Raw genomic sequence first — 23,131 nt, 5'->3', positions numbered from 1 at the left:
ACCGGACAAGCTCAATTCTTGCTGAACTCTGCTCTTTTAGGTGGTTTGGGTATATGATCCCCTGAGGTATGGAAAGATCATTTTAAAGAAAGAGGGTGTTATGAGCGGTAATCTATGTCCCAGCTGTCAAAGAGAACTGAGCTGGAAGAACGATGGTTATTATTGCGATTCGTGTCAGCATGCTGTGAAGAAAAGGGCTTTTTGCCCCGACTGCAATGATGAAATGGAAAAGCTTCAGGCATGTGGTTCAGCGAGTTATTTCTGCAATAGTTGCAATGAGTTAAAATCTAAGTCCCGGGTTAAAATCCGGTTTGAAAAAGCGTAGTCTATCTACGCTTATCATGCCTTCAGAAAGAAAAAATACCGTTTGCACCGCTGTTTTTGGCGCGGGAATACGGGGTATTTTGCGGTTATTCCGTGACCACAGAACGGATTTCGCCTTCTGCGACTTTCGTGCGTAACTCATCCCCGGGCTTAACCTGATCAGCTCGACGGATCACATTATTCTTGGTGTCCCGGGTTATGGAATAACCGCGGCCAAGGGTTGCCAGCGGGCTGACGGTTTCCAGCTTTTCAGCGGCCATGGCCAGCTTGTGGCTGGCATTGAGCAGGCGGCGATCCATGGCATCGAGCAGACGGTGTTCGGTCTGTTTCAGTCGGGTCGAATTGTGTTTAATTGTTTGTGCCGGCGAATGTAAAGCCAGTTTGTATTCGATTCGATCTAAATGCTGCTGATGCCCGGCGGTAAGCTTATTGATTGCGCGCTCTAGGCGGCTGGAAATATCATCCAGATGCTGCTGTTGCTGGTTTAATCGCAATTGCGGATGCTGGCGTTCCAAACGGTGCTGTAGCTGCACCAGACGGGCAGAGTGTCCCGTTATATAGTGACGGAAGGCATGGTGTAACTGTTGTCTTTTCTGGTTGATCTTCTGCGTCTGATGAGTCATGTCGCGACTGACCAGTTCTGCCGCCGCAGAGGGTGTCGGCGCGCGGACATCGGCAACAAAATCAGCAATAGATACATCGACTTCGTGGCCGACCGCACTGACAATGGGGATCTGGCTGGCGGCGATAGTCCTGGCCACAATTTCTTCGTTAAAGGCCCACAAATCTTCCAGCGAGCCACCGCCTCGCCCAACAATCAAGACATCACATTCCTGGCGGGTATTGGCACGCCCGATGGCTTGTGCTATCGAGATAGCAGCGCCTTCTCCCTGTACCATCGTCGGGTAAATAACAATCGGCAGGCTTGGGTCGCGGCGTTGTAAAACGTTCAAAATATCATGCAGTGCCGCGCCCGTTTTCGAGGTCACAATTCCCACTCGCTTGGGCTGCTCCGGCAGTGCTTTTTTCAGTGACTGGGCAAATAATCCTTCAGCGGCAAGGGCCATCTTTAGCTGTTCAAATTGCTGCTGTAAGCGACCATCTCCTTCCGGCTGCATGCTTTCGATAATCAGCTGGTAATCACCGCGCGGTTCATACAGTGACAAACGCGCCTTAACCAGTACCTGGCTGCCATTGGCTGGCTTGAAGGTTACCCGGCGGTTGTTACCGCGGAACATGGCACATTTTACCTGAGCGCGGGAATCTTTCAGGGTGAAGTACCAGTGGCCGGAAACCGGTATCGACAGGTTTGACAGTTCACCAACCAGCCAGACGATACCCATTTCATTTTCGAGTAATAATCGGACTTCGGCATTCAGGCTGGAAACGGTATAGATACGATCGTTTGATTGGGTCTGTTGGGCGAACATAGTCACGAGGTGAGACACCTGTTGTCGAAAGGCAAACTGAAGTGCTGGAAGAGAATGAAAAGTGTACAGGCAGATCTATAGACAGATCATGGGCGTACACGGCTGACCGCAGCACCGGAAACTTAACCGACATATATTACGTATCAAGTAAAAAGTGTCAATAAAAAAATATTATTTTTTTGTAGCCAAACGATTGCACCCTACGTATAATTCGTTCGCAATATTTTATCCTTCTATAAACCCTAACTCGGTGTGAGATATTGCAATGTTACGTATCAAACAAGAAGCTCTAACTTTTGATGATGTTCTGCTGGTTCCAGCACACTCTACGGTTCTCCCTAACACTGCCGATCTGCGCACCCAACTAACGAAGAAAATTACGCTCAACATTCCTATGGTTTCTGCTGCAATGGACACAGTGACCGAGGGACGTTTCGCGATAGCGTTAGCTCAGGAAGGTGGTATCGGTTTCATTCACAAAAACATGTCTATCGAACAGCAAGCGGCTCAGGTTCGCATGGTTAAAAAGTTCGAGGCTGGCGTGGTGTCTGAACCTGTGACGGTTCAACCAACGGCTACGATTGCTGACGTGAAAGAACTGACTGAAATTAATGGTTTTGCTGGTTACCCGGTTGTATCTGACAACAACGAGCTGGTTGGTATCATTACTGGCCGTGATGTACGTTTTGTTACCGATCTTTCGATGCTGGTTGAACAAGTGATGACGCCAAAAGATAAGTTGGCGGCAGCGAAAGAAGGTGCTTCGCGTGAAGAAGTTGAAGCCATCATGCAAGAGCACCGTGTAGAGAAAGTGCTATTGGTGAATGATAGCTTCCAGCTTAAAGGCATGATCACCGCGAAAGACTTCCAGAAAGCGGAACGTAAGCCTAACGCATGTAAAGATGAGCTAGGTCGCCTGCGTGTTGGTGCTGCGGTAGGTGCTGGCGCGGGGAACGAAGAACGCGTTAAGGCATTGGTCGAAGCGGGGGTTGATGTGCTGCTTATCGACTCTTCTCACGGTCACTCGGAAGGCGTTCTGCAACGCATTCGTGAAACCCGTGCAGCGTTCCCTGAACTACAAATCATCGGTGGTAATGTAGCGACTGCTTCCGGTGCGCGCGGACTCATCGATGCCGGTGTTGATGCGGTTAAGGTGGGTATTGGCCCTGGCTCTATCTGTACCACACGTATTGTTACCGGTGTGGGGGTTCCTCAGCTAACGGCTATTTCTGAAGCTGTCGAAGCAGCATCAGACTTTGGTATTCCTGTTATCGCCGATGGTGGTATCCGCTACTCTGGCGATCTGTGTAAGGCGATTGCTGCGGGCGCATCATGCGTAATGGTCGGTTCAATGTTTGCGGGTACTGAAGAAGCCCCGGGCGAAGTTGAACTGTATCAAGGCCGTTCTTATAAATCTTACCGCGGTATGGGTTCTCTCGGTGCGATGTCTCAAGGCTCTTCTGATCGTTACTTCCAGTCTGATAACGCCGCAGACAAGCTGGTACCGGAAGGTATTGAAGGTCGTGTTGATTACAAAGGCCATGTCAAAGAAATCATTCATCAGCAGATGGGCGGCCTTCGTTCAAGCATGGGTCTGACCGGTTCTGCGACGATTGAGGACATGCGTACTAAAACTGAGTTTGTTCGTATCTCTGGTGCTGGTATCAAAGAGTCGCATGTCCACGATGTGACCATTACGAAAGAAGCACCCAACTACCGTATGCGTTAATTGTTTACAGATCATTCGATCGTAACGAAAACGTTTGCCTGAGCGGGAAACTTGTATAAGATCGGGGGCGTTTATTGCCCCCACTATTTTTATTTATTTTTGAGACTTCTCGATAATGACTACATCTACAAATATTCATGACCAACGTATCCTTATTCTGGACTTTGGTTCTCAATATACTCAGCTGATCGCGCGCCGTATCCGTGAAATTGGTGTTTATTGTGAGCTTTGGAGCTGGGACGTTGATGAAGCCGATATTCGTGATTTCAACCCGAACGGTATCATCCTTTCTGGTGGGCCAGAGAGCGTAACCGGAGATGAATCACCTCGCGCACCACAGTATGTGTTTGAAGCGGGTGTACCTGTATTTGGTGTGTGTTACGGGATGCAAACCATGGCTGAGCAGCTTGGCGGTAAAGTTGCTGGCTCTTCAATGCGTGAATTTGGTTACGCGCAAGTCGAAATCATTGAACCAACATCATTCCTGAAAAATATCGAAGATGCAGTAGCCGAAGATGGAAATGGCTTGCTGGATGTGTGGATGAGCCACGGTGATAAAGTGGTCGAAATCCCGTCTGGTTTTGTTAAGGTTGCGCAAACTGATACTTGCCCGTTTGCGGCAATTGCCAACGAAGATAAGCATTTCTACGGTGTGCAATTCCACCCGGAAGTTACCCATACCCGTCAGGGCATGCGTATTATCGAGAACTTCGTTCTTAATATCTGTGGCTGTGAGAAGCTTTGGACATCAGCCAATATCATCGAAAATGCTATTGAGGATATCAAAGAGCAGGTAGGTGATGATGAAGTTATTCTCGGCTTGTCTGGTGGTGTTGACTCATCCGTCGTCGCGATGCTTATTCACCGTGCTATCGGTGACAAGCTAACCTGTGTATTTGTTGATAACGGCTTGCTTCGCTTAAACGAAGGTGAGCAGGTTATGGACATGTTTGGTGACCACTTCGGTCTGAATATTATACATGTTAAAGCCGAAGACCGTTTCTTAGATGCATTGGCTGGCGAGAACGATCCTGAAGCAAAACGTAAGATCATTGGTCATGTGTTTATCGATGTATTCGATGAAGAATCAAAGAAACTGAAAAATGCTAAATGGTTGGCTCAGGGAACCATTTACCCGGATGTGATTGAATCAGCGGCATCGAAAACAGGCAAAGCACACGTTATCAAATCGCACCACAATGTGGGCGGTCTGCCTGACGATATGGCGATGGGGCTGGTCGAACCGCTTAAAGAGCTGTTCAAAGATGAAGTGCGCAAGATTGGGTTAGAGTTAGGCCTGCCTTACAACATGCTTTATCGTCACCCATTCCCGGGGCCAGGTCTGGGCGTGCGTGTACTTGGCGAGGTGAAGAAAGAGTATTGTGACTTGCTACGTCGTGCGGATGCTATCTTCATTGAAGAGCTGCACAACGCCGATCTTTATAACAAGGTGTCTCAGGCATTCACCGTATTCCTGCCTGTTCGCTCTGTTGGTGTGATGGGTGACGGTCGTAAATACGACTGGGTTGTCTCTCTGCGTGCGGTTGAGACTATCGACTTTATGACCGCGCATTGGGCACACCTGCCATATGACTTCTTAGGTAAGGTTTCGAACCGTATCATCAATGAAGTCGATGGGATCTCGCGTGTGGTTTACGATATTTCGGGTAAACCGCCTGCAACGATCGAGTGGGAATAATTTTTCTTTGCGGGTTGATGTCGCGTTTGGCATGAACTTGCGACGAAAGTAAAATACATCGTGCTGGTTGAGCCAATTCGGCAAGCATGAATTCAAAAGACACCTGCGGGTGTCTTTTTTGGTTTCTGCCACACGATAAGTGCGTGCTCCGGGAATTCCGTTTAAGCAAATCATACTAATGCCATTAATAATTGAGCCATTTAGCAATTTTTTTGCAGCACCTATTGTTGTAGCAGTGAGGTGTTATTGTTTTGTGGTTGTTAGGGTTATGTTTTTAATTAATATTTATTTACAATACAACCTAGCAAGCCTGTAAGATTAATTGGTTTAACATGCTTGTTTTGTGGTTGTTTTTATTACAATATATGGTGGCTTTTTCATATCAAGAAAGTATCAGATTGACTGGCGATAAGATCAAAATACCTGCCGACCCCGACAGGTAAATACACCGCCGCAAATTAACAACATCATCAAGAGCATGGAGCTCCCATGAGTAACGAAGCCGTACAAAAAGCACCGGATGTACCTTCCAGTGCGATGAATAAATTTTTAAACGTAATTGAGCGAACAGGAAACAAAATTCCGGATCCTGCGTTGCTGTTCTTCTGGGGACTAATCATTGTCTGGGTGCTGTCCGCAATATTATCTCAATTTGACTTTGGTTTTGTTCACCCTGTAACCGGACAGGCTGTTGAAGTGAAAAATCTGCTAACGGGTGAGTCATTTGCCAGTTTCTTGGCAAATATGGTGAAGAATTTCACCGGTTTTGCCCCTCTGGGGATTGTTTTGGTGGCGATGCTAGGTGTTGGTGTGGCAGAAGCGTCTGGCTTTATCAATACCGGCCTGAAGAAAATGCTTAACTTCACCCCGGCGAAACTGCTAACACCGATGCTGATCCTAGTGGCGATTGTATCGCACACTGCGGCGGATGCGGGTTATGTCTTGGTTATCCCGCTCGGTGGTATCATCTTCCATGCGGCAGGCCGTCACCCTCTTGTGGGTATCGCTGCGGCATTCGCGGGTGTTTCCGGTGGTTTTTCTGCAAACTTTATTCCTTCCGGGATCGATCCTCTTCTTGCTGGCTTTACCCAGTCTGCGGCGCAAATTCTCGATCCTGCCTATATTGTTAACCCGCTATCTAATTTGCTATTTACCGGGTTATCTTCAGTTTTAGTTGTGGCTATTGGCTGGTATGTGACAGAGAAAATCATTGAACCACGTCTAGCGAATACCGCGGTTGATGACGATGCGGAAGAAGCGCCGGATATGGGCTCTTTCACTGAAACCGAAAGCAAAGCCTTCTCGCGTGCTGGCTGGGCAATGGTTGCAGGTATTGTAGTACTGATTGCCGCTGTCTTCCCTGAAACCTCGCCACTGCGCTCGCCGGCAGGTGAAATTACCGCCTTTAAAGCACCACTGATGCAGTCTATCGTGCCGTTGATCTTCATTCTGTTTGTGATCCCCGGGGTGGTTTACGGCAAAGTAGCTGGTACGTTCAAGTCGAGCGACGATGTCATTAAGTCAATGTCAGCGACAATGAGCAGCATGGGCAGTTTCATGGTGATGGCATTCTTCATTGCCCAGTTCCTGGTTGCTTTTAGCCAGTCTAACCTGGGTACGCTACTTGCACTTTCTGGTGCCGAGATGCTTCACGCGATGAACCTGCCTGGTCAGGTGACAATTGTGGGTATGATTCTGCTTACTGCGTTGATAAACCTGTTGGTGGGTTCTGCATCGGCGAAGTGGGCACTGATTGGTCCAATCCTGGTGCCGATGCTAATGGCGGTCGGTATTTCTCCTGAACTGACACAGGCTGCTTACCGTGTCGGTGACTCGGTATCGAACATCATCTCGCCGATGATGGTCTTCTTCCCATTGGTTGTTGTTTATATGCAGCGCTACGTGAAGAGCTCCGGTATTGGTTCTCTTGCATCAATGATGATGCCTTACTCTATCGCGATGCTGATTGGCTGGACCCTCTTCCTGCTGGCCTACTGGGCACTCGGTATTCCGCTGGGTATTCAGGCTCCGTACACCTATAGCATGTGATTTTTACTGAGATATTTTCAGTGGAAACTATTAAAGCCCGGCAAGGTGCCGGGCTTTTTAGCAGGCGTTGAATTATGCCGCGAAGTGGCTGGCATGAAAACGCAGGTGATCTTCGATAAAGCTCGCCATGAAAAAATAGCTGTGATCATAACCTTCCTGCATGCGCAGTTCTAACGGATATTGGCTGGCTTGCGCTGCTGCGATTAACGCTTCAGGTTTGAGCTGCTCTGCCAGGAAACCGTCCTGATCACCCTGATCAATCAAAGCCGGTAGCTTGGTTTCAGCCTGCTTCATTAATTCTGATGCGTCATATTGTTTCCAGCTTTCACTGTCTTGGCCTAAGTAACCGGTAAATGCTTTTTGTCCCCAGGGGCAGTTAATCGGATTCGAGATAGGGCTGAATGCAGATACCGAGCTGTAACGCTGCGGGTTACGCAAGGCGATAGTCAGTGCCCCATGGCCGCCCATCGAGTGACCGCTGATCGCCCGTTGCTGCGTGACCGGAAAGTGCGCTTCAATCAGATCCGGCAGCTCGTTGACCACGTAATCATACATCTGGTAGTGGCGGTTCCAGGGCGCCTGAGTTGCATTGACGTAGAAGCCGGCCCCTAAACCAAAGTCATAACCAGCATCGGGATCATCGGCGACCCCTTCGCCGCGCGGGCTGGTATCTGGTGCGACGATGGCAATCCCAAGATCTGCGGCAATACGCTGTGCGCCGGCTTTGTGCATAAAGTTTTCATCGGTGCAGGTCAGCCCTGACAGCCAGTAAAGAACGGGGACTTTCTGCCCTTTGCTGATCTGTGGCGGCAGGAAAATGGCAAAGCGCATTTCACAATTTAATACTGCAGAACGATGGGTGTATTGCTTGTTCCAGCCACCAAAACATTTGCTGGCGCTGATATTGTCTAGGGTCATGAGGGACTCTTAATGGCTATCAAAGGTTAACAACGATGCAAACAGTTAGCGCTGCATGAGCAGCGCTAACTTGTCGTGGTTACGATTATTTGTCGTAGTGGATCACTGAACGGATGCTCTTACCTTCGTGCATCAGATCAAACGCATCATTAATCGCCTCAAGGCCCATGGTATGGGTGATGAAATCATCCAGCTTAAACTCACCCGCCATGTAACGCTCAACGATTTCTGGCAGTTCAGAGCGGCCTTTTACGCCACCGAAAGCAGAACCACGCCATACGCGCCCTGTCACTAGCTGGAATGGGCGGGTTGAAATCTCCTGACCAGCGCCAGCAACACCAATGATGACCGATTCGCCCCAGCCTTTATGGCAGCACTCAAGCGCCGAGCGCATGACATCAACATTACCGATACACTCGAACGAGAAGTCTACGCCGCCGTCAGTCATCTCAACGATCACTTCCTGAATGGGCTTATCAAAATCTTTCGGGTTGATACAATCCGTTGCGCCCAGTTTTTTCGCCAGTTCGTACTTGCTTTCATTGATATCGATCCCGATGATCCGGCTGGCGCCAGCCATGGTTGCACCAATGATGGCAGACAGGCCGATACCGCCTAAACCAAAGATAGCAACAGTATCGCCTTTTTGAACTTTGGCAGTTTTCAGAACGGCACCCATGCCGGTGGTGACTCCGCAGCCTAGCAGGCAGACTTCTTCCAGTGGCGCATCTTTACTGACTTTTGCCAGTGAAATTTCAGGCAGTACCGTGTACTCAGAGAATGTCGAACACCCCATGTAATGGAAGATAGGCTGGCCATCTTTATAGAAGCGGGTCGTGCCGTCTGGCATCAGGCCTTTACCCTGAGTTTCGCGAATTTTCTGACACAGGTTGGTTTTGCCTGATTTACAGAACTTACATTCACCACATTCTGGCGTATAAAGGGGAATAACGTGGTCGCCAACTTGTACGCTTGTGACGCCTTCGCCGACTTGCTCAACAATACCGCCACCTTCGTGGCCTAAGATTGCCGGGAAGATCCCTTCAGGATCGTCGCCGGAAAGTGTAAAGGCATCAGTATGGCAAACACCCGTCGCGACGATACGCACTAAGACTTCACCGGCTTTAGGTAGCATCACATCGACTTCTTCAACCGAGAGGGGTTGATTCGGACCCCAAGCGATTGCGGCTTTGGATTTAATAAATTGATCAGACATTTTCGTTCTCTCTGTTCAGGCTCTGAGCCTTTGATTGTTGTTCCTACCCATACACAGTAGGAGAGAATTTTGGTAACAACGAATAACTTTGTGGTGCTGCGTGGTTTGTTTCAATGGAAGCTATTGTATTTGTTTCCTGATGGATGATAATTAGCTTGAAATGCAAATTACTTTTACCAGTGTGTAATAATCAGGGCTGGATGAGTCAGCAGGCAGGTCGTGCAATGTTTTTATGGGAAGGGGTAACCGAGTTTGTGGCCGTGGCGGAGACCGGTAGCTTTACGGCGGCATCGAAGCGGCTGGGCATTTCCACCGCACAAGTCAGTCGGCAAATTAGTGCGCTGGAAAACAGGCTGAGTACAAAACTGTTTTACCGCACGACCCGTAAGGTGTCATTGACCGAAGAAGGAACGGTGTATTACCGCCATTGCCGTCAGATCATGGATGGACTGGAAGAAGCGGAGAGGGCTATCAGTAATCTGCGTGACACTCCGCAAGGGATCGTGAAGCTGACAGCGCCCGTGACGTATGGCGAAAAGTACATTATGCCGCTAATAAGTAACTTTATGCTGAGTTACCCTGAGGTTGAGGTCGTAGTCGATCTCACCAACCGGCAGGTTGATCTGGTTGAAGGGGGCTACGATCTGGCGATCCGTTTAGGCAAGTTATCGAACTCTACCATGATGGCGAAACGTCTCGCCAACCGGACCCAGTTTGTCTGCGCCGCACCTGAATATCTGGAAAAATATGGCGTTCCTCACTCTTTATCTGAGCTTCGCCACCATAACTGTTTAGTAGGCAATCACGATTACTGGCGTTTTCAGGAAGCAGGGAAAGAAAAGAGCGTGCGGGTTGGTGGAACGCTGATCTGTAATAGCGGCTATGGCTTACTCGATGCGACGTTAAAAGGGATAGGGTTGGTACAGCTACCTGATTACTATGTTGACGAGGAGCTTAAAGCCGGCAACCTGATATCGGTGCTGGATAATTATCAGGAGCCGAAAGAAGGGATATGGGCTCTCTATCCCAACAACCGCCATTTATCCCCTAAAGTGCGGATGCTGGTGGATTATCTGGCGGGACAATTGGCATAGGCGTTAACGTGGCTTATTCCCAACCACGTACAATGCAGAATCTCGCATCTTGAGGTGGCTTGGGTATATAATCGGCCGCGCAGATAAATGACCGTATTTGAGAAAGCCCGTGACAGATCAGAACACAGACATAAACCAAGATGAACTGTATATGCGCCGTGCGATTGAGTTGGCGTCTCTGGCGGAAGCCGAAGGGGAAGTGCCGGTTGGTGCAGTGGTCGTGTATAACGGTCAGGTTGTGGGTGAAGGCTGGAACCGTTCGATTGGTCAGCATGATGCGACGGCACATGCAGAAATCATGGCATTGCGTCAGGCTGGAAAAGTGGTGCAGAACTACCGTTTGATTGATGCCACACTGTACGTAACGTTGGAGCCGTGTCCGATGTGCGCGGGGGCGATGGTCCACAGTCGGATAGGCAAAGTGATATTTGGTGCCCATGATCTGAAAACCGGTGCCGCAGGCAGTCTGATGAACCTGCTGAGTTATGATCAGGTCAATCACCATGTCGGTTGTCAGTCAGGTGTACTGGCCGAGGAATGCCGGGGGCAACTGCAGGCATTTTTTAAGCGTCGCCGGGCTGAAAAAAAAGCGGAGAAAAAAGCCAGACAGGCAGCGCAAGCTAAATCTTAAGATGATAAGGCTGCCAATCACAAAGCTCGGAAATACCGGTAAAAAACAATGACCGAGCTTTATTATTACCCATCTGAAACCAATCGTATCTGAAATCAGCCCGCGGTATTAGCTGGCAATGTTAGCGGCAACAATGTAAGTACGCTGGCGCCAGAGTGTTTTACGATGAGTATTGATACTTAGACGTTTACGGCGGGTTGCTGCCGATGTAAGGCGTTGTCTTAAACGCTTCATTGCCGAATGTTGTTTCGAGAATCTCATTATTTTCTCTTCTGAAAAGATGTGCCAGTCAAACACTGATTCACAGTAAGCACCGGATGATGCTGTATATTGCTCGGATTGTGACGTAATTATATGAAATTAAGAATGATCCAGATCTCACCTTGATACTTATCCCGATTGCTATAACGCTTCGCTCGAAAAATAAACAGCCCTACATGACGTAGGGCTGCTGGGGAGTATGTGAACCTATAGCGATGAGGCTACTGGCTGACTTCGCTTATCGTTTCTGTCTTACTGAGCACATTCTGATCACTGGACTGTTTGTCCGGTAAGATCGGGGTGATAGTTTGCAAGCCATCAATCATCTGAATCTCGTCGCTCTGCGGCTCACGGTTATGCGCTTGTTCGTAACCAATAATGCTCTGGTAGTAGCGGCGGATATTTTCAACATAGTTGAGGGCTTCATCCCCGCGGGCATAACCGTAGCGAGTTTGTTTGTAGTACTTCTGCTGGCGTAACAATGGCAGGCGCTGTTTAACATCACTCCAGGCATCAGGGTTTCCGCCTTGTTGTCTGGTTAAACGGCGAGCGTCCATCAGATGGCCGAAGCCAATGTTATAGGATGCGAGGGCAAACCAGACTTTTTCGTGAGCTTCGATACTGTCAGGAATACGGCCGATCATCTTGCGTAGGTAATGGGTACCGCCACGGATACTTTGCTCAGGATCAAGCCGGTTTTTGACCCCAACCGATTTTGCGGTTGGTAGCGTCAGCATCATCATGCCCCTGACACCGGTGGGTGAAACTGCGCGTGGGTTCCAGTGTGACTCCTGATAAGACAACGCGGCGATCAGACGCCAGTCAAGTTCACTGGAATACTTCTTAAACAGAGACTCCCAGCGAGGTAACTTGCTCTCGAGCGCTCGTAAGAATGCACGGGTATCAACATAATCAAACGTGTCGACGTGACCAAAGTACTTTTCTTCCAGCCGGGCCAATTCACCGCTCTGCTGCAATTCGCCGAAGAATTCAATTAACAGCGCATAAAGGCTGTCATCGGTTGTGCTATTGACGAACCAGCTGATCGCTTCATCTTCGGTCAGCTCCATCGCCAGCGCAATATCAGGGTGAATACGCTGGTTCAGGGCAACATCAACTGAATCTGCAAGGGTGAAATCGAGCTTGCCCGCGGCAACCATCCGTAGCAGTTCATCGCTGTCTATTTCCTCGACAGATTCCCAGGTCAGCTGAGGATACACCGCTTTCAGTTCGAGTAAGCGTTTTTCATGGCTGGAGCCTTTGACGACGGTTAAGCGACCTTTGTTTTGGGCAAGATCGGCCGGAGTGCGAGGTCGCCATTGTCCTTTTTTATACACCACGACCTGGCTGGCATAATAATAAGCCGGTGCCGCATGGAATGAGACCAAACGGTCAGGGATGATCGTCAACCCTGCGGCAATGATATCGACATCGCCACGTTGTAAAGCGGGAAACAGGCCAGACAGGGCAAACATTGGCTGCATTTCAAGTTTGACACCTAACTTGCTGGCAAAGCGCTGGGCGAGTTCATAATCGAGCCCCGTCGGGCCGTCGGGGCCAATGTAATATGACAGCTGGTTGTTTAGCGTACCAATCCGAAGAACACCACTTTCGCGGATCTGTTTAAGATCGCTTTGCGTGCTCTCCTGCCTCTTACATCCGCTGAGTAGCACAAATGTCAGGAAGATGATGAAGAGGTATCGAATCTTCGTGATTAACAGATCATTGCTCAACAAAAAATGCTCATTGTTATAATTTGGGGTTCTTTATACCAAAGCTAGACAACTCAGCAAAGTGACTCTGCCCTGATCTCGGGAAGAATTACTCATTTTGCCATCGACAATGGCCAGATGGTGTCTTTTTCCTCATATGATGGCGGGATCGAAAAAAAACACGCAAACGGTTGCGTCAAGAGTTACGTCACAAAAAAAATTCCTTTATACTAGGGCCCGCTGACCTTCCGTCGCTTCGATTTATCGGGTCAATTTGGTGAAAAAGGTGGCATTGACGTAATTAGCCCAGTGGCTGAACTGGGTGTTAGGCCAATATCACCTTCATTCAACTGCTAATCGAGAGACGTACGCACATGGAAATTTTGCGTGGTTCACCCGCACTGTCTGAGTTTCGCGTTAATAAGCTACTAGAGCGTTGCCGCGAGTTAGATCTGCCTGTGTCAGGCATTTACGCTGAGTTTATGCATTTTGCTGATGTATTGGCTCCCCTGAATGCTGATGAACAAAGCAAGCTGGCAAGCCTGCTAACCTACGGTCCGACGATTGCTGAGCATGAGCCGACAGGCACGATGCTGTTGGTTGCCCCTCGTCCGGGAACTATCTCTCCATGGTCTTCTAAATCGACTGATATCGCCCATAACTGTGGGTTAAATAACGTTAAGCGCCTAGAGCGCGGTACGGCTTACTATGTAGACACAACGGCTGCTCTGACGGATGTACAGCTAACCGAACTCAAAGGTCTGATCCACGATCGGATGATGGAAGTGGTTTTCACTGATTTAGATGCTGTGACTGCACTCTTTACCCAAGCTGAGCCGGCACCAGTTCAGAGCGTTGATATTTTAGCTGGCGGCCGAAAAGCGCTGGAAGAGGCGAACCGGCGGCTAGGTCTGGCACTGGCTGAAGATGAAATCGACTACTTAGTCGAAAATTTTACTAAATTAGGACGCAACCCTAACGACATCGAACTGATGATGTTTGCTCAGGCAAACTCAGAGCACTGTCGCCATAAGATCTTTAACGCTGACTGGACTATCGACGGTGTCGTTCAGGAAAAGTCATTGTTCAAAATGATCAAGAACACCTACGAAAAGAACCATGAGCACGTTCTGTCTGCGTACAAAGATAATGCCGCAGTCATGGAAGGCTCAGACGTCGGCCGGTTCTTCCCCAATCCAGAGTCTCGTCAATATAACTACCATCAGGAAGCAGCACATATCCTGATGAAAGTAGAAACCCATAACCACCCAACCGCCATTTCTCCCTGGCCTGGCGCTTCTACCGGCTCTGGTGGTGAAATTCGTGATGAAGGCGCGACCGGTATCGGCGGTAAGCCAAAAGCGGGTCTGGTGGGCTTTACTGTCTCTAACCTGCGCGTTCCTGGGTTTGAACAGCCATGGGAAACCGACTTCGGTAAACCGGGGCGTATCGTTAACGCATTAGATATCATGCTCGAAGGGCCGCTAGGTGGCGCTGCATTTAACAACGAATTCGGTCGTCCTAACCTGTTAGGTTATTTCCGTACCTACGAAGAAAAAGTGATCTCGCACAACGGTGAAGAAATCCGTGGTTACCACAAGCCGATCATGATTGCCGGTGGCATGGGAAATATTCGGGCAGAACACGTACAGAAGAAAGAAATCCCGGTAGGTGCCAAATTAATCGTCCTTGGCGGCCCAGCGATGAACATTGGTCTGGGCGGCGGTGCCGCTTCATCCATGGCATCGGGTCAGTCTGCGGAAGATTTAGATTTCGCGTCGGTACAGCGTGAAAATCCAGAGATGGAACGTCGTTGCCAGGAAGTGATCGACCGTTGCTGGCAGATGGGTGAAAACAACCCAATCGCCTTTATCCACGATGTAGGGGCGGGCGGTATTTCTAATGCACTGCCTGAGCTGGTTGATGACGGCGAACGTGGCGGTAAGTTCCAGTTGCGCGATGTACCTAACGATGAGCCCGGTATGAGCCCGTTAGAGATCTGGTGTAACGAATCGCAAGAACGTTATGTTATGGCGGTTGCACCAGAAAACATGGCGGTATTTGATGCGATCTGTAAACGCGAGCGTGCGCCATACGCCGTCGTGGGTGAAGCCACCGAAGAACGTCACCTGACGCTGGAAGACAGTCACTTTGACAATACGCCAATTGATATGCCGATGGATATCTTGTTGGGTAAAGCGCCGAAGATGCATCGCGACGTTAAGACGCAAAAAGTGCAAGGTCAGGCCATTGACCGCAGTGCGATCAAGCTAGAAGAAGCAACCCACCGTGTGCTCCGTCTGCCAGCTGTTGCTGAGAAGACCTTCCTGATCACTATTGGTGACCGTACGGTAACAGGTTTGGTTGCACGAGATCAGATGGTTGGTCCGTGGCAGGTACCGGTTGCTAACTGCGCCGTAACTGCTGCGAGCTATGACACGTATCATGGTGAAGCGATGTCAATGGGTGAGCGTACGCCCGTAGCCCTGCTTGATTTCGGTGCGTCTGCACGCTTAGCCGTCGGTGAAGCCATTACCAATATCGCAAGTGCTGATATCGGCGACATGAAGCGTATCAACCTGTCTGCGAACTGGATGTCTCCTGCCGGCCACCCAGGCGAAGATGCGGGTCTGTACGAAGCCGTTAAAGCGATCGGTGAAGAGCTGTGTCCGGCGCTTGGCCTGACCATTCCGGTGGGTAAAGACTCGATGTCGATGAAGACCCAGTGGGAGCAAGACGGTGAACACAAGGAAGTTACTTCTCCGCTATCCTTGGTTATTACCGCATTTGGCCGTGTCGAAGACGTCCGTAAGACCGTCACGCCTCAGCTCCGTACCGATAAGGGCGAATCAAGCCTGGTATTGATTGATCTCGGCTGTGGTCAAAACCGCCTCGGTGCAACAGCACTGGCACAGGTTTATAAGCAATTGGGTGACAAGCCTGCTGATGTTGATAGCCCAGAGCGACTAAAAGGCTTCTTCTACGCAGTTCAAGCTCTGGTCCGAGATGAAAAAATACTGGCTTACCATGACCGTGGTGATGGTGGTTTGTATGTCACCCTGGCTGAAATGGCATTTGCCGGTCACACCGGTGTTGAAGTGGATATCAACACCTCTGAATTTGATGAATGCGACGATGTACTGGCAACGTTATTCAACGAAGAGCTAGGTGCGGTACTGCAAGTTCGCACGGAAGATCTCGATACGGTTCAATCGGTACTGGCAGCAAACGGCCTGGAAGCCTGTAGCCATGTGATTGGTACTGTCGTTGATGAAGATGTGGTTCGTATCTGGAATGGCAACGACCGCGTTTTAGAGCAGAGCCGGACAGAACTTCGTACTATCTGGGCTGAAACCACGTATCAGATGCAGGCGATGCGTGATAACCCGGCAGGTGCATTGCAAGAGTTTGAGGCCAAGAAAGACAACAGCGATCCTGGTTTGAACATCAAGCTATCTTTTGACATTAACAAAGATGTTGCTGCGCCATTCATCGCCGCTCCTGTTATTAACAAGGGCGCGAAACCGCAAATGGCGATTCTGCGAGAGCAGGGCGTTAACTCCCATGTGGAAATGGCAGCAGCCTTTGATCGTGCAGGGTTTGATGCGAGAGATGTTCACATGAGTGATATTCTTTCTGGCAACGTGAAGCTGGATGGTTTCAATGGCCTTGTCGCTTGCGGCGGTTTCTCTTACGGTGACGTATTAGGTGCCGGTGAAGGCTGGGCGAAGTCAGTGTTGTTCAACAACATGGCACGAGATCAATTTGAAGCCTTCTTCCACCGCAACGATACCCTGGCTCTGGGGGTCTGTAACGGTTGTCAGATGATGTCAAACCTGCATGACTTGATCCCGGGTGCTGATCTATGGCCTCGTTTCGTACGTAACGAATCAGAACGCTTTGAAGCGCGCTTTAGCCTGGTTGAAGTGCAGAAGAGTGACTCATTGTTCTTTAATGAAATGGCGGGATCGCGTATGCCTATCGCGGTTTCCCACGGTGAAGGTCGTGTCGAAGTTCGTAACGGTGAACACCTCAATGCCATTGAGCAATCCGGTACGGTGGCACTGCGTTACCTGGATAACTTCGGTAATGTTACCCAGAATTATCCGGCTAACCCGAACGGCTCGCCAAACGGTATTACGGGCCTGACTACCACGGATGGCCGTGTGACTATCATGATGCCTCACCCAGAGCGCGTATTCCGTACCGTGGCCAACTCATGGCACCCGGATGACTGGAGCGAAAACAGCCCGTGGATGCGCATGTTCCGCAACGCGCGCGTTAATATCGGTTGATGTAGACGCAAACGTCCAAGTACCCCAAAAGCCGCGATCTGATTAGGTCGCGGCTTTTTTATAATCAGACGGAGTGAAAGCGGCCAAAAAGCCGGCTGAATTAGCCTTTATCTGCCTTGATGTTCGATTTTTCTCGCCTTGTAGATAATTTGTTATTAATTTGGAACAATGGTTGGTGAGTGTGAAGAGGCTATATGATTTTCTTCGATCTTGATAATACGTTACTCGATCATGATGGTGCGGAGCAGGATGCAATCCGTACCTTTGTCTCACGGTATCATGACAAGGTGATTGCACTGACAGATACCCCAGAAGTGATCTGGCGGCAGATCACAGATAAGCACCGTGCCCGTTGGAGGGCTGGCGAACTGAATTTTGAGCAGCAGCGCCGGGCCCGTATCAGTGAGTTATTTAAGCGCCCGTTAACCTGTAAACAAGCCGATCAACTCTTCACCGAGTATTTTAACATCTATCAACAGCACTGGCGTTTGTTTCCGGATGTGGAGCCGGCATTGCAGCGGCTAAAAGATACCGCCCCCCTTGCAGTGATCAGTAATGGTTTTATTTACCAGCAAGAGGCCAAATTAGAGCAAACCGGTATTCGCCACTATTTTCGTTTTGTGATGACATCGGAGCAGGCGGGCGTAGCAAAGCCTGATTGGGGGATTTTTAAGGCGGCATGCCAAAGGGGCCAGGTCAGCCCGGAACAATGCTGGTATATCGGTAACCACCCCCAGCGCGATGCTCAGGCCGGCCAGCGAGCAGGCTTGAAATCGGTATGGTTAAATCGTAACGCGTTACAAGCTAATCCGAATACCCGGGTTGTTCGTTCATTAGACGGATTCGTTGATCTGGTCCAGTTGACGGCGAATTCATTAATATAATGGTTATCCCGATGGGTTATTTTATTTGCCAGATGCCAACGCAGACAGGAAGCAGAGAAAGATGACGATCACAGATTGTCCGACGATTTTCAAAATGCCATATCAAGGATGAAATATCGAAATGATGGACTCTAATGTGAGGTTACTCTCGGCAGAACAACTCTCATTGAGTCGTTACTCAATGCATCATAAAGACTGAAAAGTCTTAATAGCGCTTAATTTAATTGGTCAGATCGGCGATAATAAAAAAACAGTAAATCAGGTGGCTAGAATAGTATCAAGGTACTAACTGGTAAACCTCTGCTCAGCAAAGGATGATGAAAAATGAAAAAAATTGAAGCCATTATAAAGCCATTTAAGCTTGATGATGTTCGTGAAGCTTTGGCTGAAGTCGGTATCACGGGTATGACGGTATCTGAAGTGAAAGGATTTGGTCGCCAAAAAGGCCACACTGAATTATATCGTGGTGCCGAATACATGGTCGATTTCCTGCCAAAAGTAAAAATTGAAATAGTAGTCGCAGATGAAGTTGCCGAACAATGTATCGATACAATTATCGAAACCGCCCAGACTGGCAAGATTGGTGACGGTAAAATTTTCATGTTTGATGTTGAGCGCGTTGTTCGCATACGGACTGGCGAGGAAGACGAAGACGCCATTTAAGAGCGGGCTCTAGTCCCTAGGAAAAGCGGGGGCTAGGGAAAAGCGAAATGTCAGACATCTCGCTTTTCCTACAGCCTTTACTCTGTATTATGGCTGTTGTGTGGCTAAATTATTATAGCGGCCTGGTTTATGGTTCATTGCCAGCACCAGGTTCAGTACGATGGCGCCCAGTACTGATAAGATCAAAATCACCGGCGTTACGAAGAAGAAAGAACCAATCAGAATACCAATGTCGATGCACATCTGCATTTTGCCCGCCGCGATGCCAAATTTCTCCTGGCAGTAGAGAACCAGTACATTGAATCCACCGAGGCTGGTGTGGTGACGAAAGAGGATCAGCATGCCAAGGCCCATCAGTAACCCCCCGATGACAGCACAGTAAATCGGATCAAGTCGGCTAATTTCCAGCACGTAGTGGAGGTTGTCGGTGATGATCGAGACCAATCCTCCGGAAATGATGCTGGTGATAGCAAACTGTCTGCCCATGCGGAACCAGGCCATCAGGTAAAAAGGGGTATTCATCAGAAAGTACAGTTTACCGAAAGAGACATCAACAACTTGGCTGAGTAATAGTGCCAGTCCCGTTGTGCCCCCGGTCAGCAAGTCAGCTTGCTGGAGAAAAAAAACGCCCTGCGCAGCGATAAAGGTGCCAGTTAGGATGGCAATGATATTTTCATTCAAAGAATGCTTGTTACCGCTCAAAAGAAAACTCCTTATATTGATGAACGCGATGATAATAGGGTTCAGGTTGATAAAGAAGCTTGGGCGGGAAAGGGATAGAATGGACTTGTAAATATAAATATACGTTTTTGTAAATCGATTTTTTTGATTTTTCCTTGATATTATTCTGATAGAGTGTTCGTCCGTAATCCGGTATTGAATAAAGATGAAAAACATTCATCGCTGCTTCGAAAATAAACATGGATAAAATGTAATAAAAAGTTATTTTAGGGGTATCTGATTTAGATCAATTTCTGTAAAATGCAGCGTTAATTATGGGTGATACGAAAACGTTTGCGTCCCCGTGGGGCCTAGCTTTGCGAATTTCGTTGTTACCAACAACTTGTGGTTATTTTAGTCAGGAGAGACAGATGCTAAAGCGCGATATGAATATTGCCGACTATGACGCGGAACTTTTTGCAGCAATTCAGGAAGAAACTGCACGTCAGGAAGAGCACATCGAGTTGATTGCTTCTGAAAACTACACGAGCCCGCGTGTAATGGAAGCACAAGGTTCTCAGTTGACTAACAAATATGCTGAAGGCTACCCAGGCAAACGCTACTACGGCGGTTGTGAATATGTTGATAAAGCCGAGCAACTGGCTATCGACCGCGCCTGCCAGCTGTTTGGTGCTAAGTATGCCAACGTTCAGCCTCACTCGGGCTCTCAGGCGAACAATGCCGTTTATATGGCACTACTCAATCCCGGCGATACTGTTCTTGGTATGAGCCTGGCACACGGCGGTCACTTAACGCACGGTTCACCGGTCAATTTCTCGGGAAAGCTTTACAATATTATTCCTTACGGTATCGATGAGAATGGCCAGATTGATTACGAAGAAATGGAAGCTCTTGCTTTAGAGCACAAACCGAAGATGATCATCGGTGGTTTTTCTGCGTATTCTCAAGTTGTTGACTGGAAACGCATGCGTGAAATCGCAGACAAAGTTGGTGCGTATTTCTTCGTTGATATGGCGCACGTTGCAGGTCTTATTGCGGCCGGCGTGTATCCTAACCCGGTGCCCCATGCACATGTGGTAACAACAACGACGCATAAAACGCTGGCCGGCCCACGCGGCGGTCTGATCCTTTCTAATGAAGGTGAAGATCTTTATAAGAAACTGAACTCAGCAGTATTCCCTGGTGGTCAGGGCGGTCCCCTGATGCACGTTATTGCAGCAAAAGCCGTCGCATTCAAAGAAGCGATGGAACCTGAATTTAAAGTTTATCAGCAGCATGTTGTTGAGAATGCCAAAGTCATGGTGGGTGAGTTCCTTGAGCGTGGCTATAACATCGTTTCCGGCGGTACTGAAAACCACCTGTTCCTTGTTGATCTCATCGACAAAGGCATTACCGGCAAAGAAGCGGATGCGGCATTAGGTGCGGCGAATATTACAGTGAACAAAAACAGTGTACCGAATGATCCTCGCAGCCCGTTCGTGACTTCTGGTATCCGTATTGGCACGCCCTCGATCACGCGTCGTGGGTTTACCGCAGACGACACCAAGCAGCTTGCTGGCTGGATCTGTGATGTACTGGATAACATCGACAAGCCTGAAGTGATTGAAGCGACGAAAGCGAAAGTACTCGAAATCTGTAAGCGTCTACCTGTCTACTCTTAATCGGGTGACGAGTACGCTTTGCTCCTAGAGCCTGGAACCGCGTAATGTTGCATCTGGAAAAACGGCACTTTTATAGTGCCGTTTTGTTTTTTGGGGCGAGTCAGAATGCAAAGTGTTTTGTTTTGATCTCTGATTACAAAGAAAACCGTGGTTAAATTCTCTATCTGTGGTTGAAATGGGTTACACTGAGTCGACGAAAATTAGGAGGCATGATGCATTGTCCTTTTTGTGGTGCCAATGACACCAAAGTAATCGATTCCCGTCTGGTTGCCGATGGCCATCAAGTCCGCCGTCGTCGTCAATGCTTAGCGTGTAATGAGCGTTATACAACGTTTGAAACCGCTGAGCTGGTGATGCCAAGGGTGATAAAAACCAATGGTAATCGTGAACCGTTTAACGAAGATAAACTTCGTGGCGGTATCCAACACGCGTTGGAGAAACGGCCGGTAAGCGCAGATGATATCGAACGTGCTATTAACACCATTAAATCCCGCTTGCGCGCCACGGGTGAACGCGAAGTACCGTCTGATATGATCGGTAACTTAGTGATGGAAGCATTGAAAGATCTGGATAAAGTTGCTTATATCCGTTTTGCTTCGGTCTACCGTAGTTTTGAAGATATTCGTGAATTTGGTGAAGAAATCGCCAAGTTAGAAAAATAAAAGTGATTGTTTAGCTCATGGTGCAATGAGTCACGGTGAGCTATTCCACTACCTCTAAGCTAAATGAATGCAAAGTCAGATGTTCTCTCCCATTGATCATGCCATGATGCTGCGTGCCATAAAACTGGCAAAACGCGGCCGTTTCACAACAGCCCCGAACCCTAATGTCGGCTGTGTTATCGCACAGGGTACGACCATTGTTGGTGAAGGTTACCACTATCAGGCCGGGCAACCACATGCAGAAGTGTTTGCTCTGCGAGCTGCTGGCGAGCATGCCGATGGTGCTACTGCTTATGTGACGCTAGAGCCTTGTTCTCATTTTGGTCGCACTCCTCCTTGCGCCCAGGCGCTAATTAATGCCAACGTTTCTCGTGTTGTCTGCGCGATGGTTGATCCCAATCCTCAAGTCGGCGGCCGGGGTATTGAAATGCTGCAAGTCGCCGGTATTGAGGTTCAGACGGGGTTGCTGGAAGCCGATGCCCAAGCACTGAATGCCGGGTTTATAAAGCGAATGAAAACCGGGTGGCCTTATGTGCAGCTAAAATTAGCATCAAGCCTTGATGGCCGTACAGCATTGGCCAATGGTGAAAGCAAGTGGATCACCAGCCCGCAGGCCCGCGCGGATGTACAACGCTTCCGCGCTTGCGCCGGAGCGATTTTATCGACCAGTGCGACGGTATTGGCGGATGACCCGTCATTGAATGTGCGGTGGGATGAGCTGGGTGAGCAGATCCAGACCGAATACCCACAACAGGCATTGCGCCAGCCATCAAGGGTGATTATCGACAGCCAGAATCGTGTGACGCCTGAGCATCAGCTATTCAGTTTGCCGGGGCAGGCTTATCTGGCGCGGGCGAAAGCCGGACAGGAAGTATGGCCCGATTCTGTGGATCAACTGATCATACCCTGTCAGCCAGACTCTGAACGGCTGGATCTGTCGCAGTTGATGGCTGCACTGGCAAAGCAAGAGATTAACCATATCTGGGTGGAAGCGGGGGCGGGATTGGCTGGTGCGTTGCTGTCTGCTGGATTGGTTGATGAGCTGATCATTTACCAGGCACCCAAACTGATGGGTAGCGATAGCCGCGGGTTAATTGATTTACAAGGGCTGACTGCGATGTCTCAGGTACCTCAACTTGAGATAACCGACGTTCGCATGGTGGGCCCTGATTTACGTATTATTGCTCGCGTTTAACGTATAGAGCAAATCAAGGAATTTTTA

18 protein-coding genes are annotated in these 23,131 nt (G+C 49.0%); 12 read left to right on the top strand and 6 right to left on the bottom strand.

Annotation, left to right across the window (positions count from 1 at the left end; translation table 11 throughout):
• Positions 1–100: 100 nt before the first annotated feature.
• The gene (locus AC2204_RS09130; RefSeq protein ID WP_318925200.1) at positions 101–325 is read left to right on the top strand and encodes a zinc ribbon domain-containing protein; all 225 of its coding nucleotides are present in this window, start codon (positions 101–103) and stop codon (positions 323–325) included.
• An 85-nt stretch (positions 326–410) separates the two neighbouring features.
• On the opposite strand, the gene xseA is transcribed toward AC2204_RS09130, so the two are convergent.
• On the bottom strand, positions 411–1,760 hold the full coding sequence (gene xseA, locus AC2204_RS09125; protein WP_318925199.1) for an exodeoxyribonuclease VII large subunit: 1,350 nt from the start codon (positions 1,758–1,760) through the stop codon (positions 411–413).
• A 259-nt stretch (positions 1,761–2,019) separates the two neighbouring features.
• On the opposite strand from xseA, the gene guaB reads away from it, so the two are divergent.
• From guaB to AC2204_RS09110, 3 genes are all read left to right on the top strand, one after another.
• Positions 2,020–3,483 carry an IMP dehydrogenase gene (guaB, locus tag AC2204_RS09120; protein ID WP_318925198.1) on the top strand — a complete coding sequence of 488 codons (1,464 nt, stop codon included), beginning with the start codon at positions 2,020–2,022 and terminating at the stop codon, positions 3,481–3,483.
• A gap of 115 nt (positions 3,484–3,598) precedes the next feature.
• Positions 3,599–5,182 (top strand): glutamine-hydrolyzing GMP synthase, encoded by a 1,584-nt coding sequence (guaA, locus tag AC2204_RS09115; RefSeq protein ID WP_318925197.1) that lies wholly within the window; start codon positions 3,599–3,601, stop codon positions 5,180–5,182.
• A gap of 489 nt (positions 5,183–5,671) precedes the next feature.
• Positions 5,672–7,231 (top strand): AbgT family transporter, encoded by a 1,560-nt coding sequence (locus AC2204_RS09110; RefSeq protein ID WP_318925196.1) that lies wholly within the window; start codon positions 5,672–5,674, stop codon positions 7,229–7,231.
• A 72-nt stretch (positions 7,232–7,303) separates the two neighbouring features.
• Here AC2204_RS09110 and fghA read toward each other — a convergent pair whose 3' ends face one another.
• Together fghA and AC2204_RS09100 are read right to left on the bottom strand one after the other, a co-directional pair.
• Entirely contained in the window at positions 7,304–8,149 is an 846-nt protein-coding gene (gene fghA / locus AC2204_RS09105; RefSeq protein WP_318925195.1) for an S-formylglutathione hydrolase, read from the bottom strand.
• A gap of 85 nt (positions 8,150–8,234) precedes the next feature.
• On the bottom strand, positions 8,235–9,365 hold the full coding sequence (locus AC2204_RS09100) for an S-(hydroxymethyl)glutathione dehydrogenase/class III alcohol dehydrogenase (protein ID WP_318925194.1): 1,131 nt from the start codon (positions 9,363–9,365) through the stop codon (positions 8,235–8,237).
• 224 nt (positions 9,366–9,589) lie between these two features.
• On the opposite strand from AC2204_RS09100, the gene AC2204_RS09095 reads away from it, so the two are divergent.
• Both AC2204_RS09095 and tadA read left to right on the top strand, forming a co-directional pair.
• Complete coding sequence (locus AC2204_RS09095) at positions 9,590–10,459, top strand: LysR family transcriptional regulator (protein WP_318925257.1); 870 nt, start codon at positions 9,590–9,592, stop codon at positions 10,457–10,459.
• Between the two features lie 109 nt (positions 10,460–10,568).
• On the top strand, positions 10,569–11,090 hold the full coding sequence (tadA, locus tag AC2204_RS09090; protein ID WP_318925193.1) for a tRNA adenosine(34) deaminase TadA: 522 nt from the start codon (positions 10,569–10,571) through the stop codon (positions 11,088–11,090).
• 108 nt (positions 11,091–11,198) lie between these two features.
• Here tadA and AC2204_RS09085 read toward each other — a convergent pair whose 3' ends face one another.
• Positions 11,199–11,351, bottom strand: a complete 153-nt coding sequence (locus AC2204_RS09085; protein WP_170107741.1) for a hypothetical protein — start codon at positions 11,349–11,351, stop codon at positions 11,199–11,201.
• A gap of 221 nt (positions 11,352–11,572) precedes the next feature.
• Complete coding sequence (gene mltF, locus AC2204_RS09080) at positions 11,573–13,087, bottom strand: membrane-bound lytic murein transglycosylase MltF (protein ID WP_413466689.1); 1,515 nt, start codon at positions 13,085–13,087, stop codon at positions 11,573–11,575.
• A gap of 350 nt (positions 13,088–13,437) precedes the next feature.
• Between mltF and purL the strand changes: the two genes are divergently transcribed.
• The 3 genes from purL (at position 13,438) to glnB (ending at position 18,905) form a co-directional block, all read left to right on the top strand.
• On the top strand, positions 13,438–17,358 hold the full coding sequence (gene purL / locus AC2204_RS09075; RefSeq protein ID WP_318925192.1) for a phosphoribosylformylglycinamidine synthase: 3,921 nt from the start codon (positions 13,438–13,440) through the stop codon (positions 17,356–17,358).
• 194 nt (positions 17,359–17,552) lie between these two features.
• Entirely contained in the window at positions 17,553–18,242 is a 690-nt protein-coding gene (locus AC2204_RS09070; RefSeq protein WP_318925191.1) for an HAD family hydrolase, read from the top strand.
• A 324-nt stretch (positions 18,243–18,566) separates the two neighbouring features.
• A complete protein-coding gene (gene glnB / locus AC2204_RS09065; RefSeq protein ID WP_107284939.1) occupies positions 18,567–18,905 on the top strand; it encodes a nitrogen regulatory protein P-II in 339 nt (112 codons plus the stop codon).
• Between the two features lie 87 nt (positions 18,906–18,992).
• On the opposite strand, the gene AC2204_RS09060 is transcribed toward glnB, so the two are convergent.
• The gene (locus tag AC2204_RS09060) at positions 18,993–19,607 is read right to left on the bottom strand and encodes a DUF6198 family protein (protein ID WP_318925190.1); all 615 of its coding nucleotides are present in this window, start codon (positions 19,605–19,607) and stop codon (positions 18,993–18,995) included.
• Between the two features lie 389 nt (positions 19,608–19,996).
• On the opposite strand from AC2204_RS09060, the gene glyA reads away from it, so the two are divergent.
• The 3 genes from glyA (at position 19,997) to ribD (ending at position 23,104) form a co-directional block, all read left to right on the top strand.
• Complete coding sequence (gene glyA / locus AC2204_RS09055) at positions 19,997–21,247, top strand: serine hydroxymethyltransferase (protein ID WP_318925189.1); 1,251 nt, start codon at positions 19,997–19,999, stop codon at positions 21,245–21,247.
• Between the two features lie 212 nt (positions 21,248–21,459).
• Positions 21,460–21,909, top strand: coding sequence for a transcriptional regulator NrdR (gene nrdR / locus AC2204_RS09050; protein ID WP_318925188.1), 450 nt, complete (start codon positions 21,460–21,462; stop codon positions 21,907–21,909).
• A gap of 79 nt (positions 21,910–21,988) precedes the next feature.
• Positions 21,989–23,104: a bifunctional diaminohydroxyphosphoribosylaminopyrimidine deaminase/5-amino-6-(5-phosphoribosylamino)uracil reductase RibD gene (ribD, locus tag AC2204_RS09045; protein ID WP_318925255.1), complete on the top strand. Its 1,116-nt coding sequence runs from the start codon at positions 21,989–21,991 to the stop codon at positions 23,102–23,104.
• Positions 23,105–23,131 lie beyond the last annotated feature (27 nt).

The organism is Photobacterium sp., from assembly GCF_057456235.1.
This window is presented reverse-complemented; position numbering and strand designations above follow the sequence as displayed.

What these genes read in the sequence shown, in the direction of transcription:
- AC2204_RS09130 (WP_318925200.1), top strand. Translation starts at nt 101, where the DNA reads ATGAGCGGTAATCTATGTCCCAGCTGTCAAAGAGAACTGAGCTGGAAG.
- nrdR (WP_318925188.1), top strand. Translation starts at nt 21,460, where the DNA reads ATGCATTGTCCTTTTTGTGGTGCCAATGACACCAAAGTAATCGATTCC.
- AC2204_RS09095 (WP_318925257.1), top strand. Translation starts at nt 9,590, where the DNA reads ATGTTTTTATGGGAAGGGGTAACCGAGTTTGTGGCCGTGGCGGAGACC.
- AC2204_RS09100 (WP_318925194.1), bottom strand. Translation starts at nt 9,365, where the DNA reads ATGTCTGATCAATTTATTAAATCCAAAGCCGCAATCGCTTGGGGTCCG.
- glyA (WP_318925189.1), top strand. Translation starts at nt 19,997, where the DNA reads ATGCTAAAGCGCGATATGAATATTGCCGACTATGACGCGGAACTTTTT.
- guaB (WP_318925198.1), top strand. Translation starts at nt 2,020, where the DNA reads ATGTTACGTATCAAACAAGAAGCTCTAACTTTTGATGATGTTCTGCTG.
- guaA (WP_318925197.1), top strand. Translation starts at nt 3,599, where the DNA reads ATGACTACATCTACAAATATTCATGACCAACGTATCCTTATTCTGGAC.
- AC2204_RS09085 (WP_170107741.1), bottom strand. Translation starts at nt 11,351, where the DNA reads ATGAGATTCTCGAAACAACATTCGGCAATGAAGCGTTTAAGACAACGC.
- ribD (WP_318925255.1), top strand. Translation starts at nt 21,989, where the DNA reads ATGTTCTCTCCCATTGATCATGCCATGATGCTGCGTGCCATAAAACTG.
- AC2204_RS09070 (WP_318925191.1), top strand. Translation starts at nt 17,553, where the DNA reads ATGATTTTCTTCGATCTTGATAATACGTTACTCGATCATGATGGTGCG.
- AC2204_RS09110 (WP_318925196.1), top strand. Translation starts at nt 5,672, where the DNA reads ATGAGTAACGAAGCCGTACAAAAAGCACCGGATGTACCTTCCAGTGCG.
- glnB (WP_107284939.1), top strand. Translation starts at nt 18,567, where the DNA reads ATGAAAAAAATTGAAGCCATTATAAAGCCATTTAAGCTTGATGATGTT.
- fghA (WP_318925195.1), bottom strand. Translation starts at nt 8,149, where the DNA reads ATGACCCTAGACAATATCAGCGCCAGCAAATGTTTTGGTGGCTGGAAC.
- purL (WP_318925192.1), top strand. Translation starts at nt 13,438, where the DNA reads ATGGAAATTTTGCGTGGTTCACCCGCACTGTCTGAGTTTCGCGTTAAT.